Origin of the sequence: Sphingosinicella sp. (assembly GCF_052387495.1) — a bacterium.
In the GTDB taxonomy this organism is placed as follows: domain Bacteria; phylum Pseudomonadota; class Alphaproteobacteria; order Sphingomonadales; family Sphingomonadaceae; genus Allosphingosinicella.
In genome coordinates this window covers 1-12,911 of sequence record NZ_JBQTJC010000021.1, presented here as the reverse complement: position 1 = coordinate 12,911, position 12,911 = coordinate 1, and the positions used below count along the sequence as shown (strand labels likewise).

Below are 12,911 nucleotides of genomic sequence, written 5' to 3'. Positions count from 1 at the left end.
TGATGGGCGGCGGCATGGGCGGCGGCCTCGGGATCGTCACCATCGGCGGCGGCGGACTGTTGGTGCGCACGATCGGCGGCGGCGCGACCATCGGCGGCGGGATCACCTCTTTCGGCGTCTCGGGGGGCGGCGGCTCCTCTTCGGGCGGCGGCTGCTCCTCGACGTCGAACGTTTTGAGGTCTTCCTGGACGTTCTTCACGAACTTGTAGGCCAGGCCCGTCACGAAGGCGTAGCCTAGAAGCGCGTGGAGGACAGCCACGAGGACGATCGACCAGATCCGGCCCTGGGTCATTCCCTGATCAACGTATGACATTAATCAGCCGCGCTCCTCTCACATGCTTATCGGGCCCGCCTCGCTGTGAAACGCCGCGGCCCCGGTTCGGTTCATCCATGGAACGGCATGGACGAAGTCCGCGTCTCTATCGTGACGGTTTCGCGGACGCAATCCTTGAGATGCGAGGCGCTTGCAAGACCGTGGCCGCGGCCGCAATGCGGGGTTCATCCGAGGCTCCCTAGGTGGGCGGCGCGGCACGGTAAGACGAGGGATGGCATGGGGTTCAAGGCTTTGTTCATCGCCGCGGCGGGCATGTTTCTCGGCGCGCAAGATATTGATTCGCAACCGGTTCCCCAGGCCGGTGCGCTGACCTATGCGGATCTCGCCGATCTCGCCTTGGCAGCGCCGATCGCCGCCCATGTCCGGATCCGGGACGCCGACCGACTCTCCCGCGAGCAGGCGGCGAGCGCGCCGCCGGGACATCGCCGTTACCTGGTCGAGGCCGAAATCGTCGCCCTGATTCGCGGCGCGGGCGGGCTGCCTGAGCGAGTCCGCTACCTCGTCGACCTGCCCGACGATTCGGCCTCGCGCCCGCGCCGCCGTAGCGAATGGCTGATCCTCGCCCAGCGCCCCGCCGGCCAGCCCGCCGGCGAGCTCCGCCTCGCTGCCCCCGACGCCCAGCTTCCTTATACAAGTGATACCGCCGAGCGGCTGCGCGAGATTCTGCGCGAGGCGAACCAGCCCGGAGCGCCGCCGCGAATCACCGGCATCGGCCGCGCCTTCCACGTCCCCGGCTCGCTCTCCGGCGAGAGCGAGACGCAGATCTTCCTGCAAACGGCGGACAACCGGCCGATCTCGCTCACCATCCTGCGCCGTCCAAACGAGACCCCGCGCTGGTCGGTCGCCTTGTCCGAGATCGTCGACGAGGCGGCGGCCGCGCCGGAGCGGGATACCTTGCTCTGGTACCGGCTCGCCTGCACTTTGCCCCCGGCGCTGCCGCGCGAGAGCACGCGCGAGGCGAGCGCCGACGAGGCGCGCGCGATCGCCGCCGACTATCGCCTGGTGCGCGAGGGACTGGGTTCGTGCGGCCGCAACCGGCAGCCGCGCTGAGTCGTCAGAACGAGGCGAGCTCGACGCCGACGCCGGCGCAATCGGGATAAATGTCGGGCTTGCGGGTCGAGACGCGCAGGGCGGTGACGCCGCGCCGCGCCGCGACCAGATCGTAGATCTCGCGGGCGAAGGTCTCCTGCAGGTTGAAGCGGCGGCCGGCGGCAAGCGCGCCGATCTCGGTGCGGAGGAAATCATAGTCCCAGGCGCACAGCCGCTCGTCGCTCGTCGCGAAGCTCGTCTCGTCGACCCAGACCTCGACCGTGACCTTGAGCCGCTGCGGCGCGCCGACCTCGAAATCGTGGAAGCCGATGTCGACAGGCAGATCGTAATCCTCGAGCACGATCTTGCGCGTCCTCGGCGCGAGCCGGTCGGGGACAAGGCCGTCGAGGCGAGCGATAGTGTCGGTCATTCTTGCTCCAGGAACTGCACGTCGCGCGGCAGGGAGAGGAAACGCTGGCCGCCGTCAAGCGTGATCGTCTGGCCGGTCAGGGTCGGGGTTGCGATAATGAAGCGCAGCGCCGCTACGATCTCCTTGACGTCGACGCCGCGGCCGAGCGCGTTCAGATCGTGCACCTCGTCGAAATTGGCCCGGCTCTGCGGGCCCGAGACGAGGGTGACCGAGGGGGCGATGCCGCAGACCCGGATCGCCGGCGCGAAGGCGCGGGCGGTGAGCTCGGTGAGGCCGGCCAGGCCCATCTTCGAGATTGTATAGGAAAAGAAGTCCGGGTTAGGCGCGGCGAGCTTGGCGTCAAGCAGGTTGACGATCAGCCCCTTGTCCGCCCGGCCGGCGAAGGCCTGCGACAGCAAGGCCGGCGCGCGCAAATTGATGTCGAGATGGGCGTCCCAGCTCTCGATCGTGAAGTCGGCGGCCGTATCGAGCACGAAACGCGAGGCGTTGTTGACCAGCAGCCCGGGCGGCGGAAGGCCGTCCAGCGCCGCCATGATCGCGGTGACCGCCTGCGGATCGGCCAGCTCGGTATGAACTGTCGAGCCTCCGATCTCGGCGGCGAGCGCCTCGGCCTCCGCGCGCGAGCGATTGTAGTGGATGAGGACGTGCCAGCCGTCCTCGGCCAGAGCGCGCGCGAGGGCCGCGCCGATCCGCTTCGCGCCGCCGGTGACGATCGCCGTTTTCATGGACGCAGCGCATAGCCGGGCGCTACAGCGCGGTCCATGGACGACCTCGCCGGCCTCCGTCTCGCCGACATCGCCCGCATGGCGGAGGAACGACGGCTGCCCCCGGTCGACAAATGGCATCCGACCCATTGCGGCCACAGCGCGATGCGGATCGCGCGCGACGGCACCTGGTATCATGAGGGCAGCCCGATCGGCCGGCCGGCGATGGTCCGGCTCTTCTCCACCATTCTGAGGCGCGAGCCGGACGGCAGCCACGTGCTGGTCACCCCGATGGAGAAATTGGAGATCGAGGTCGAGGAGGCAGCGTTCGTCGCGGTCGAATTGCGCAGCGAAGGCGACAGGCAAGAGCGCAACCTGGCCTTCCGTCTCAACACGGGCGACCTAGTGGTGGCGGGGCCGACGCACCGGCTGCGCTTCGAGGAACGGGAGGATGGGCCCTGCCCATTTCTCCAGGTCCGCGGCGGGCTGGAGGCTTTGGTCGCGCGGCCGGTTTATTACGAACTGGCCGAGCTGGCGCTGGCGGAGGGCGGCGACCCGCCCGGGCTGTGGAGCGGCGGGGTCTTCTTCCCGCTGGCAGAGGCGGCATGACCCTCGCCGAGACTCTGCGCGACGCGCTGGCGCTCGGCCGCCACCGCAACCCCGAGCTGATCACCGGGGACGTGCTGGAGGGCGAGGAGGGCGGCGACATCACGCCCGCGGCGGTGCTGGTCCCCGTCGTCGAGCGGCCGCGGCCGACGGTAATCCTGACCCTGCGCCCGGAGACGATGCGCAAGCATCCCGGCCAGGTCAGCTTCCCCGGCGGGCGGATCGATCCGGACGACGAGGGACCGGTCGCGGCGGCGCTGCGCGAAGCGGAAGAGGAAATCGGCCTGCCCCCGGACGCGGTCGAGGTGATCGGCGTGGCGGACGTCTACCGCACGATCACCGGCTTCGAGGTGACGCCGGTGGTGGGAATCGTCCCGCCCGGCCTTGCGCTTCGGCCCCATCCCGGCGAGGTCGCGGCGATGTTCGAAGTCCCGCTCCACCATTTGCTCGATCCGGCGCACCAGCTCGTCCGCACCGTCGAATGGCGCGGGCGGGAGCGCTGCTATTACGAGATCGAATGGGAGGGCCGGCGCATCTGGGGCGCGACGGCGGCTATGATCGTCAACCTGAGCCGGCGGCTCGAACTCGCATGATCTTGCCCGACGCCCCCTGGCGGACCCGCGCGGGCATGGGGCGGCTGCTGCGTACGCTCGACGCGAAGGCTGGCGAGACGCGCTTCGTCGGCGGCTGCGTGCGCGACACCCTGCTCGGATTCGAGGTCAGCGACGTCGATCTCGCTACCCGGCTCGCGCCCGAGGAGGTGATGCGGCGGCTCGACCGAGCGGGGATCAAGGCGGTGCCGACCGGCCTCGCCCACGGCACGGTGACCGCCGTCATCCACGGCCGTCCCGTCGAGGTGACGACCTTGCGCAAGGACGTCGCCACCGACGGGCGGCGGGCAACCATCGCTTACACCGAGGACTGGCGCGAGGACGCGGCGCGACGCGACTTCACGATCAACGCGCTGAGCGCCGATCCCGGCAGCGGCGAATTGTTCGACTATTTCGGCGGCCTCGCCGATCTCAAGACCGCGCATGTCCGCTTCATCGGCGATCCCCTTGTGCGGATCGCCGAGGATCACTTGCGGATTTTGCGCTTCTTCCGCTTCCACGCGCGCTTCGGACGGGGCGCCCCGGACGCCGACGGGTTGGCCGCCTGCGCGGCGCGGGCGAACGATCTGATGGCGCTGTCGCGCGAGCGGATCGCCGACGAGCTCCTGAAGCTGCTCGCCATGCCCGATCCGGTCGCGACCGTGCGGCTGATGATCGAGCGCGGCATCTTGAAGCCGGTTCTCCCCGAGATCGACGAGGGGGGCATTGCGAGGATCGCCGCGCTTGTACGACGCGAAAAGCACGCATGCGTTGCGCCCGATCCGGTCAGACGACTGAGTGCCCTCCTGCCGAGGAATCAGCCTATGGTGGCGGCCGACATCGCCGCTCGTCTCCGTCTGTCCAACGTGAAGCGGATGCGGCTGATCCAAACCGGCGAAGCCTACGGACTGACTCTCCACGATCCTTTGGCCCTTGCGTACAAATATAATCTCGAAGTTGCGATTGATCGGTTGCTCCTCGACAAGACCTTGACCGCCGATCAGGCAGCCGAGGCGGTCAAGAGGCTCGACGATTGGAAGCGACCCAAATTGCCGGTGAGTGGCGGCGATCTGATCGCGATGGGGCTCGAGGAAGGCCCGATCGTCGCGAGGACGATGCAGGCGATCGAGCGGGAATGGGTGAACTTGGGCTTTTCGGCGGACCGCAAAGAGGTGCGCGCGCTGGCGCGGCGCCACGTCGATCAGGCGCTGCGGGAGCGCCAGTAGCCAAGCGCCTCGTCGGCGCTCATCGGCTCGGAATAGAGATAGCCCTGGCCGTAGGTGCAGCCGAGCGTCCTGAGCTCGGCAGCGAGCTCGGCGCTCTCGATGCCCTCGGCGGTCGTCTCCATGCCGAGCGCGGCGGCGAGCGACAGTACGGCGCGGACGATCGCCTGCGAATCGCGATTGGCGAGCATGTCGGTGACGAAGCTCTGGTCGATCTTCAGAAGGTCGATCGGCAGCGTCTGGAGCGAGGCGAGCGAGGTGAAGCCGGTCCCGAAATCGTCCATCGCGATGCGGACGTCGAAGCGCTTCAGCGCGGTCAGCGCCTTGGCGACGCGCTCGGGATCGTGGATGATCGCGCCTTCGGTCAGCTCGAGGGTGAGCCGCTCGCCGGCGATGCCCGCGCCCGCCAGCGCGCCGGAGACGGCGGCGGCGATGTCGTCGCGGCTGATCTGGATCGGCGAGAGGTTGACGTTGACGTTGAGCGGCAGCGCGCGGCCTTCGGCGCGGTCCCAGTCGGCGAGCGTGCGGGTGGCGGTGTCGAGGGCCCAGCGACCGAGCTGGACGATCAGCCCCGATTCCTCGGCGACCGGAATGAACTCGTCGGGCGGGATGGTCTGGCCGTCATGCTCCCAGCGCGCGAGCGCCTCGAAGCCGGCGACCCGGCCGCTGGAAAGCTCGACCAGGGGATGGAAGGCGAGGGTCAGCGCCTCGGCCTCGATCGCGCACCTCAGGTCGGTCTCGATGCTGAACCGGCGGCGCGCGGCCTGCGCCTGGGTCGATTCGTAGACCTGGGTGGTGCCGATGCTCTTCGAGCGCTTGAGCGCGAACTGGGCGTTGCGCAGCACCTCGTCGGCGCTGGCCACGCCCTGCGCGAGCACGGCGCAGCCGATCGCGCAGTCGATCCGGATTTCGAGGTCGGAGAGGCGGAACGGCAGGGTGAGCACGGTCTTGATGCGCTCGGCGGCGCGCAATGCGTCCGAAATGCCGCGATCGAGCCGCATCAGGATGCCGAACTCGTCGCCCGAGGTGCGGGCGAGCATGTCGGTGGGCCTCAGCGCCGAGACGAGACGCCGGGCGAAGGTGATCAGGAGCTCGTCGCCGGCGAGCGCGCCCATCGATTCGTTGACCCGGCTGAAGCGGGTCATGTCGACGGCGAGCACTGCGTAGCTGCCCTCACGGAAGCCGGGGTCGGCGAGCATCTCGTCGACCTTCTCGTTGAAGGCAAAGCGGTTGGGCAGGCCGGTGAGGCTGTCGCGGAGCATCTCGGAGCGCAGGCTCTTCTCGGTCTCGACCTGCGCGGTCTTGTCGATCAGGGTGAGCATGAAGCGGCGCGGCTGGCCGCCGACGACCTTCAATTCGGCGAAGCGGACGGTGAAATGGCGGCCGCCGATGCTGCGCCCGTCGGCGGTTTCGAACTGGTGGGCGCTCTCGCCGCCCTTGAAGAAAGCGTGGAGGCGCGTGCCGATTGGACCGGCGCGCAACAGCGGCACCTGGCTCAGATTGCGTTCGCCCAGCCGCTCGTCCCACTCGGCGAGAAAGCGGAACTGGTCGTTGGCGCATTCGATATAGGGCTCGGCCTCGCCCACGGTGATGATCGCGGCGGCGATCGGCAATGCGTCGAGATAGCCCTGACGGACGCTTTCCAGGAGGTCGGTCAACTGCGGTACGAACTCGGCCGGCAGCGCCGTCTCCGCGGCGACGGCGGCCTCCAGTTTCTTGCGGGTGCGCTTGATCGCCGACTGCATGGCGAGGGGGATAAAGGAACAGGGTTAACGACCTGTTGAAACTTGCTCCCGGCAAATGCGGTAAACGCTTGCGCCCGCTTCCCTTTTCTCAGCCGAACGGATCGTCCTTCGGAAAGCCCATCGGCGGCATCCGCCCGGCCGCGCCGCGCGCGGTGCGCCAAGGGTTCATGTCGGCCTCGGTGCGGGTGCGGCCGCTCTCCCCGCCCATCGGCCAGGACAGCCCTTCCGCGAAGGCGAAGCTGGTCGCGTCGGCGAGGCCGCCGTCGCGGTAGCGCTGGAGCTGGACGCCCTGGCCGCGCCCCATTTCGGGCAGCTCGGCGAGCGGATAGACGACCATCTTGCGGGTCTCGCCGATCACCGCCGCATAATCATGGGCATCCGCGATCGGCCGCGCCACCCTGAGCCGCGCGCCGGGGCGCAGGTTGACGATCTGCTTGCCCTTGCGCGTCTCGGCGACGGCGCCCACGGCCGGCGTGACGAAGCCGCGCCCGTCGGACGAGGCGACGAGCAATTTCTCCGCGGCGCCGGCGCGGAGCAGGGCGACGACAGTCCCCTCCCCTTCGATGTCGGCCATCAATTTGACCGGCTCGCCGAAGCCGCGCCCGCCGGGGAGCTTGTCGGCGGCGAGCGTGTAGAAGCGCCCGTCAGAAGCGGCGAGCAGGATCTTGTCGGTGGTCTGGGCGTGGAGCAGCGGAAAGGCGAGCTCATCGCCTTCCTTGAACTTGAGCGTCGCCGCCTCGGCCGGATCGACATGGCCCTTCATCGCCCGGATCCAGCCGCGCTTCGAGAGGATCACGGTGATCGGCTCGCGCTCAATCATCGCCTCGAGCGGAATCTCGCGCGCCGGCGCCGCTTCCTCGATCAGGGTGCGGCGGCGGCCCAATTCGGTCTCGGGCCCGTAGCGCGCGCGCAACGCCGCGAGGTCCCTCTTGAGCCGGGTCTTCTGCCGGTCGTCGGAGTTGACCAGCTTGTCGAGCTCCTCGCGCTCCTTGGCGAGCGCGTCCCGCTCGCCCTTGAGCTGCATCTCCTCGAGCTTGCGCAAGCTGCGCAGGCGCATGTTGAGGATCGCCTCGGCCTGACGGTCGGAGAGGGCGAATTCGGCGATCAGCACCGGCTTCGGCTCGTCCTCGCCGCGGATGATCTCGATCACCCGGTCGAGATTGAGGAAGGCGATGATATAGCCCTCGACCAGCTCCAGCCGGTCGTCGATCTTGCCGATCCGGTGCTCGGCGCGGCGAACCAGCATCTGCTGCTGGAAGCCGACCCAGGCCTTGAGGACCTGCCTGAGCCCCATCACGCGCGGCGTCCGGCTCGCGTCGAGCACGTTGAGATTCAGGGGCACCCGCACCTCAAGATCGGTCAGCCGGAACAGGCTGTCCATCAGCAGCTGCGGATCGACCGTCCGGCTGCGCGGCTCGACGACGATGCGGATGTCCTCCGCCGATTCGTCGAGCACGTCGGCGAGGATCGGCAGCTTCTTGTCGCTGATCAGGGCCGCGATCTGCTCGATCAGCTTGGCCTTGGGGACCTGGAACGGAATCTCGGTGATCACCGCGCTCCACGCGCCCTGCGGCCCCTTTTCCAGCGCCCAGCGGCCGCGCACCCGGAACGCGCCGCGCCCGCTCTCGTAGGCGGCGGCGATTAGCTCGGGGCTGTCGACGATGACGCCTCCGGTCGGGAAATCCGGGCCCTGGATCTTGTCGAGCAACTGGCCGGTCGTGACGGGCTCGGCGCGCTTTTCGTCGATCAGTAGCACGGCGGCGTCGATCAGCTCGGCGACATTGTGCGGCGGGATCGAGGTCGCCATGCCGACGGCGATGCCCGAAGCGCCGTTGGCGAGCAGGTTCGGGAACAGGCCCGGAAAGACCTCGGGCTCCTCCTCCTCGTTATTGTAGGTGGGACGGAAGGCAACCGTGCCTTCGTCGAGCCCCGCCATCAGCTCGCCTGCCGCCGCGGTCAGTCGCGCCTCGGTGTAGCGCATCGCCGCGGCGTTATCGCCGTCGACATTGCCGAAATTGCCCTGCCCGTCGACGAGCGGGTAGCGGAGCGAGAAATCCTGGGCGAGGCGGACCATCGCGTCGTAGACCGACTGATCGCCATGCGGGTGATATTTGCCGATCACGTCGCCGACGACGCGCGCGCATTTCTTGTAGCCGGCGGCCGGATCGAGCTTCAGCAGCCGCATCGCCCACAAGAGGCGCCGATGGACCGGCTTCAGCCCGTCGCGCAGGTCCGGCAGCGAGCGCGCGGTGATCGTCGAGAGGGCGTAGACGAGATAGCGTTCGGACAGCGCGGTGTCGAAAGGCGCATCGACAACCTGATCGAATTCATCACTCATGCCGGCGCGTTAGCAGGCGGGAATCGGCGAGGCGAGCGCGGTTTCACGGATTCCGGCTTGTCAATCTCTACTGATTGAATAATATAACACGAACATATGAGAGGGAGGTTGCCGATGCGTCGCTCGTCTCCATTGCTCGTCCTGCTCCTCGCCAGCGCCTGCAGCCAGGCGGGCGATCCTGCCGGGGATCGCGGCGGACAGGATCTCAAGACCTACGATGTCCAGGAATCAGCGGCCCCTTCCCCCGTTCAGGTGCCGCAAACGCGCGACTCTAGGGCCGCCGGCCCGGACATCTCGCCGACCGCCGCGCCCGGCGTCGCCTTCAACTATCGCTACGCCTTCCGCCTGCCGACCGACCGCGTCGCGCAGGTGCAGGAACAGCACGCCCAGACCTGCGAGTCGCTCGGCCCGCGCCGCTGCCGGATCACCGGCATGCTCTACCGCGTGGTCAACGAAACCGACGTCGAGGCGATGCTCGCCTTCCGGCTCGATCCGGCGATCGCGCGCCGCTTCGGCCGCGCCGGGGTCGAGGCGGTGACCCGCGCCGAGGGCATGCTGACCGAGAGCGAGATCACCGGCACCGATGTCGGCACCGAGATCCGCCGCGCCGGCCGCGACATCGCCGAGCTGAACGAAGAGCTCAGGCGGATCGAGGCGCGGCTCGCCCAGGGCGGCCTGCCCGCGGCCGAGCGCCAGCGGCTCGAAGCCGAGGCACAGGAGCTGCGCCGCGCCATCCAGGCGATCCAGGCGAATCGCGAGGAGGCCGAGGAGACGCTGGCGACGACGCCGATGGTCTTCAACTACGGCTCCGGCGACCTCGTCCCCGGCCCGCGCGGGCGCCCGTCGCTGAGCGGCGCGCTCGATCAGGCGCTGAGCAACTTCCTCCAGGGCGGGACCGTCCTGCTCATCATCCTGATCACCCTGCTCCCCTGGGCGCTGGCGATCGGGCTGATCTGGTGGATCGTGCGCCGAATCGTCGTCTGGCGGCGGCGGAGCACGGCGCCGGCAGGCCCTGCGGAAAGTTCGGCCGCGACGACCTGAGCCGCTCAGCGCGGCTCCGCACCGGCCTGTGCGAACACACCGGGGATCGCCTCGGCCCGGACGGTTAGCTCCAAATAGAGGTAGACGATGTCCTCGGCGCTGTCGGTGCGCTCGCCGGTCACCCCTTGCGCCCGCACCCGCGCCGCCATCTCCTCGAACGGCGGAGGCGAATCGGGGGTGGCCGCCGCCACGATCCCGTCGATGAAGGTGAGATCGACATTCTGCACCGCATAATGCCGCCGCATCTCATCCCGGCCGAGCTGCGCCATCAGATAGAGCTCGGCCATCTCGCGCTGGGTCTCGGTCCAGCCTCCGGCCTCGGCGTAGCGGGGCAGCGCCGCCAGAATCGCGTCCAGGGCGGAGACGCCCCGCTCGTCGCCGTCAGCCGGGAAGTCGGAGAGCCGCTGCAAGGCGATCGGACCGGCCAGCGCGCGCTGCTCCGGGGTGACGCCCTCGAACAGGCACGCGAGCGGCGCACCCGCGGGCGACGGGGCCGGCTGCGCGCCGAGAGGCGCCGCCGCCGCCACGGAAAATAGAAAGGCCGCCCCGATCCCCCTCATGGTCCCGAATCTAGCATGATGACGCTCGCCCCGCGAGATGCTTCGACGGTCAGGGAACCGCGACCCCCGCCGCCCTGGCGTCGCCCGTGGGCTCGCCCGCCATCAGCGCCTTGAGGTCGCTGTCCACCTGCTCGCGCAGCCACTCGCGGAAGCGCTTGATCTTGGGGACGTTGCGGCGATGCGTCGGATAGACGAGCCAATAGCCGTAGCTCGCCCGAGAGAGCTGGGCGAAGGGCCGCACCAGCCGCCTTTCGGCAAGATCGTGGCGCCAGAAGAAGGGGGTGAGCATCGCCATCCCCTGCCCGGCGATCGCGGCATTGCCCTCATTCGCCTGCGAATCGAGCCGAAGGCCCCGGCCGACCGGACCGTCGGGCACGTCGACCCCCGCCTCGCGCAACCAATGCACCCACCAGCTGTCCTGCGGGCCGATCAGCGGCAGTCCGAGCAGGTCGGCCGGCGCGAGCGCGCCGCCATGCCGCTCCAGGAAGACGGGGCTGCACATCGGCGTGAAATCGATCGGGATCAGCCGCTCCGCCTCGAGCCCCGGCCAATCGCCCCGGCCCGCGCGGACCGCGACGTCGACCTCGTCGGTGACGAAATCGGCGAGCGCGTTGGTCGCGAGCAGCCGCACCGCGCAGCCGGGATTTTCCATCTGGAAGCCGCCGAGCCGCCAGGCGAACCAGGTGTTGGCGAAGGTATGCGAGGTCGAGATCGTCAGCATCGATTCGTCCTCGGACCTCAATTCCGAGAAAGCAGCGTCGATCCCGTCGAAGGCGCGGCTGATCTCGGGCGCGATCCGGCGGCCCGCCTCGGTCAGCGTCACGCGCCGCTTCGAACGCGCGAACAGAGGCGCGCCGACTCGCTCTTCCAATAACTTCACCTGATAGCTGACCGCCGCCTGCGTCATCCCCAGTTCGGCTGCGGCTTTTGTGAAATTCTCGTGACGGGCGGCAGCCTCGAAGACGCGGACGGCGCTCAAAGGGGGAAGCTGTCTCATGGCGGATTTTCCATAAGCCTGGATTATCACCTCTGTCCAGACTTTCATTGGCGCGGCGGCGCCGAATTTGCCATTTCAGTCTCGTCCCGGCGGCGTGCCGGAACCCGGATTTTCGAGGAGACTGACAATGCGTGACGAAATGTTCGGGCGGATGTGGGTCGCCCACCATGACGATTTTTCGAGCGACGTGGCGCGTGGCCTCGCCGGCCTGCGCGATGCGTTCTTCCGCCTTCCCGTCTGGGACGGCACCACCTCGCAGCTGATCGCCCTGGTCGCGGCCTTTCTGGTCACCGGCCTCAGCTTCAGCGCGACCGCTTAAGCAAAGGAGCAAGGCCATGCGCCATCCTCTCGACCTCGTCCGGCGGGCCTGGGACGCCTATCTTTTCCCCCTGTGCAAGCTGAGCCGTATCCAGTTCAGCGCGCCCTGGCGGACGACCAGCCCGACCTGCTGATAATATTCCAACCCGAAGCCCCTCGCCCCCGGGGCTTTGACCAGCGCCCATGGCGGTCTATCCCTAGGATCGCCATGGGCGCTTTTCTCAACCTGCTTGCCTCGACCGCCCTGCTGGCATTAGCCGCAGGCGCGATGCGCGAGACGCCCCCTTCCCCGGCAAGCGGCCCCGACGGGCTGATGGCCTGGCCCGATCTGCTCGAACGCCCCCGCCCCGCGCCGACGACGACGATCGCTTATGGCGAGGATCCGCTGCAGGTGGTCGACCTCTGGCTTCCCGACGGCCCCGGCCCGCACCCGATTGTGCTGATGGTCCATGGCGGCTGCTGGCAGACGGAAATCGCCGACCGCACGATCATGAACTGGATCGCGGCGGATCTGCGCCGGCGCGGCCTCGCCGTCTGGAACATCGACTATCGCGGCGTCGACCGGGGCGGCGGCTATCCGAACACCTTCCTCGACGCGGCGGCGGCGGCCGACGCGTTGCGCGACCATGCGGCACGGCACAGTCTCGACCTTTCGAACCTTGTCGCGACCGGGCACAGCGCCGGCGGCCATCTCGCCCTCTGGCTCGCCGCGCGGCCGCGGCTGCCGGCGGACTCGCCGCTGCGGACCGCGAATCCGATTCCGATCCGCTCCGTGGTCAGCCTCGGCGGCCTGCCCGATCTCGAGGAAGCGGCGCGCCCCCCGGGCAGCGGCTGCGGCACCGAGGTGATCGCGCGCATCTCGGGCGGGCGCTTTGCCGAAACCTCCGTGCCGCGCCTCGCCCCGCTCGGCCACCCCCAAAGACTGGTGAAACGCCCGCAGGCACCGAGAATACCGACCCCCGATTGCCAAGGCTAATACGCGCCGAGGGCCCCCCC

13 protein-coding genes and 1 pseudogene are annotated in these 12,911 nt (G+C 68.9%); 7 read left to right on the top strand and 7 right to left on the bottom strand.

Translation table 11 applies throughout. The features are described from left to right. Positions 1 to 292, bottom strand: a pseudogene (locus ACT4N8_RS01620) (energy transducer TonB); the annotation flags it as partial. Positions 293 to 550: 258 nt separating this feature from the next. Between ACT4N8_RS01620 and ACT4N8_RS01615 the strand changes: the two are divergent. Continuing rightward, positions 551 to 1,384 carry a hypothetical protein gene (locus tag ACT4N8_RS01615; RefSeq protein ID WP_444856391.1) on the top strand — a complete coding sequence of 278 codons (834 nt, stop codon included), beginning with the start codon at positions 551 to 553 and terminating at the stop codon, positions 1,382 to 1,384. A gap of 4 nt (positions 1,385 to 1,388) precedes the next feature. Here ACT4N8_RS01615 and ACT4N8_RS01610 read toward each other — a convergent pair whose 3' ends face one another. Both ACT4N8_RS01610 and ACT4N8_RS01605 read right to left on the bottom strand, forming a co-directional pair. Further along, positions 1,389 to 1,793: a dihydroneopterin aldolase gene (locus ACT4N8_RS01610; RefSeq protein ID WP_444856390.1), complete on the bottom strand. Its 405-nt coding sequence runs from the start codon at positions 1,791 to 1,793 to the stop codon at positions 1,389 to 1,391. Beyond that, on the bottom strand, positions 1,790 to 2,518 hold the full coding sequence (locus ACT4N8_RS01605) for an SDR family NAD(P)-dependent oxidoreductase (protein ID WP_444856389.1): 729 nt from the start codon (positions 2,516 to 2,518) through the stop codon (positions 1,790 to 1,792). The genes ACT4N8_RS01610 and ACT4N8_RS01605 overlap by 4 nt, the downstream gene beginning before the upstream one ends. Positions 2,519 to 2,554: 36 nt before the next feature. On the opposite strand from ACT4N8_RS01605, the gene ACT4N8_RS01600 reads away from it, so the two are divergent. From ACT4N8_RS01600 to ACT4N8_RS01590, 3 genes are read left to right on the top strand one after another with little or no spacing between them, the layout of a single operon-like run. After that, entirely contained in the window at positions 2,555 to 3,106 is a 552-nt protein-coding gene (locus ACT4N8_RS01600) for a DUF1285 domain-containing protein (protein ID WP_444856388.1), read from the top strand. Continuing rightward, the gene (locus tag ACT4N8_RS01595; protein WP_444856387.1) at positions 3,103 to 3,696 is read left to right on the top strand and encodes a CoA pyrophosphatase; all 594 of its coding nucleotides are present in this window, start codon (positions 3,103 to 3,105) and stop codon (positions 3,694 to 3,696) included. The genes ACT4N8_RS01600 and ACT4N8_RS01595 overlap by 4 nt, the downstream gene beginning before the upstream one ends. After that, entirely contained in the window at positions 3,693 to 4,919 is a 1,227-nt protein-coding gene (locus ACT4N8_RS01590; protein ID WP_444856386.1) for a CCA tRNA nucleotidyltransferase, read from the top strand. The genes ACT4N8_RS01595 and ACT4N8_RS01590 overlap by 4 nt, the downstream gene beginning before the upstream one ends. Here the strand turns inward: ACT4N8_RS01590 and ACT4N8_RS01585 are convergent. Then, on the bottom strand, positions 4,895 to 6,661 hold the full coding sequence (locus ACT4N8_RS01585) for a putative bifunctional diguanylate cyclase/phosphodiesterase (RefSeq protein ID WP_444856385.1): 1,767 nt from the start codon (positions 6,659 to 6,661) through the stop codon (positions 4,895 to 4,897). The two genes, ACT4N8_RS01590 and ACT4N8_RS01585, sit on opposite strands and share 25 nt — an antisense overlap. Before the next feature lie 88 nt (positions 6,662 to 6,749). After that, positions 6,750 to 8,999: a DNA topoisomerase IV subunit A gene (gene parC, locus ACT4N8_RS01580; protein WP_444856384.1), complete on the bottom strand. Its 2,250-nt coding sequence runs from the start codon at positions 8,997 to 8,999 to the stop codon at positions 6,750 to 6,752. A 114-nt stretch (positions 9,000 to 9,113) separates the two neighbouring features. On the opposite strand from parC, the gene ACT4N8_RS01575 reads away from it, so the two are divergent. After that, on the top strand, positions 9,114 to 10,040 hold the full coding sequence (locus tag ACT4N8_RS01575; protein ID WP_444856383.1) for a DUF4349 domain-containing protein: 927 nt from the start codon (positions 9,114 to 9,116) through the stop codon (positions 10,038 to 10,040). Between the two features lie 5 nt (positions 10,041 to 10,045). On the opposite strand, the gene ACT4N8_RS01570 is transcribed toward ACT4N8_RS01575, so the two are convergent. Beyond that, positions 10,046 to 10,600 (bottom strand): hypothetical protein, encoded by a 555-nt coding sequence (locus ACT4N8_RS01570; RefSeq protein WP_444856382.1) that lies wholly within the window; start codon positions 10,598 to 10,600, stop codon positions 10,046 to 10,048. Positions 10,601 to 10,649: 49 nt separating this feature from the next. Further along, complete coding sequence (gene gcvA / locus ACT4N8_RS01565) at positions 10,650 to 11,597, bottom strand: transcriptional regulator GcvA (RefSeq protein WP_444856381.1); 948 nt, start codon at positions 11,595 to 11,597, stop codon at positions 10,650 to 10,652. A 127-nt stretch (positions 11,598 to 11,724) separates the two neighbouring features. Between gcvA and ACT4N8_RS01560 the strand changes: the two genes are divergently transcribed. Together ACT4N8_RS01560 and ACT4N8_RS01555 are read left to right on the top strand one after the other, a co-directional pair. Then, positions 11,725 to 11,916, top strand: coding sequence for a hypothetical protein (locus ACT4N8_RS01560; RefSeq protein ID WP_444856380.1), 192 nt, complete (start codon positions 11,725 to 11,727; stop codon positions 11,914 to 11,916). Between the two features lie 207 nt (positions 11,917 to 12,123). Beyond that, complete coding sequence (locus tag ACT4N8_RS01555; RefSeq protein ID WP_444856379.1) at positions 12,124 to 12,891, top strand: alpha/beta hydrolase family protein; 768 nt, start codon at positions 12,124 to 12,126, stop codon at positions 12,889 to 12,891. The last annotated feature ends 20 nt before the right edge of the window (positions 12,892 to 12,911 follow it).

Coding starts and splice junctions, on each gene's coding strand:
- ACT4N8_RS01570 (WP_444856382.1), bottom strand. CDS start 10,600: ATGAGGGGGATCGGGGCGGCCTTTCTATTTTCCGTGGCGGCGGCGGCG.
- ACT4N8_RS01590 (WP_444856386.1), top strand. CDS start 3,693: ATGATCTTGCCCGACGCCCCCTGGCGGACCCGCGCGGGCATGGGGCGG.
- ACT4N8_RS01585 (WP_444856385.1), bottom strand. CDS start 6,661: ATGCAGTCGGCGATCAAGCGCACCCGCAAGAAACTGGAGGCCGCCGTC.
- ACT4N8_RS01555 (WP_444856379.1), top strand. CDS start 12,124: ATGGGCGCTTTTCTCAACCTGCTTGCCTCGACCGCCCTGCTGGCATTA.
- ACT4N8_RS01595 (WP_444856387.1), top strand. CDS start 3,103: ATGACCCTCGCCGAGACTCTGCGCGACGCGCTGGCGCTCGGCCGCCAC.
- ACT4N8_RS01610 (WP_444856390.1), bottom strand. CDS start 1,793: ATGACCGACACTATCGCTCGCCTCGACGGCCTTGTCCCCGACCGGCTC.
- ACT4N8_RS01560 (WP_444856380.1), top strand. CDS start 11,725: ATGCGTGACGAAATGTTCGGGCGGATGTGGGTCGCCCACCATGACGAT.
- ACT4N8_RS01605 (WP_444856389.1), bottom strand. CDS start 2,518: ATGAAAACGGCGATCGTCACCGGCGGCGCGAAGCGGATCGGCGCGGCC.
- ACT4N8_RS01575 (WP_444856383.1), top strand. CDS start 9,114: ATGCGTCGCTCGTCTCCATTGCTCGTCCTGCTCCTCGCCAGCGCCTGC.
- ACT4N8_RS01600 (WP_444856388.1), top strand. CDS start 2,555: ATGGACGACCTCGCCGGCCTCCGTCTCGCCGACATCGCCCGCATGGCG.
- parC (WP_444856384.1), bottom strand. CDS start 8,999: ATGAGTGATGAATTCGATCAGGTTGTCGATGCGCCTTTCGACACCGCG.
- ACT4N8_RS01615 (WP_444856391.1), top strand. CDS start 551: ATGGGGTTCAAGGCTTTGTTCATCGCCGCGGCGGGCATGTTTCTCGGC.
- gcvA (WP_444856381.1), bottom strand. CDS start 11,597: ATGAGACAGCTTCCCCCTTTGAGCGCCGTCCGCGTCTTCGAGGCTGCC.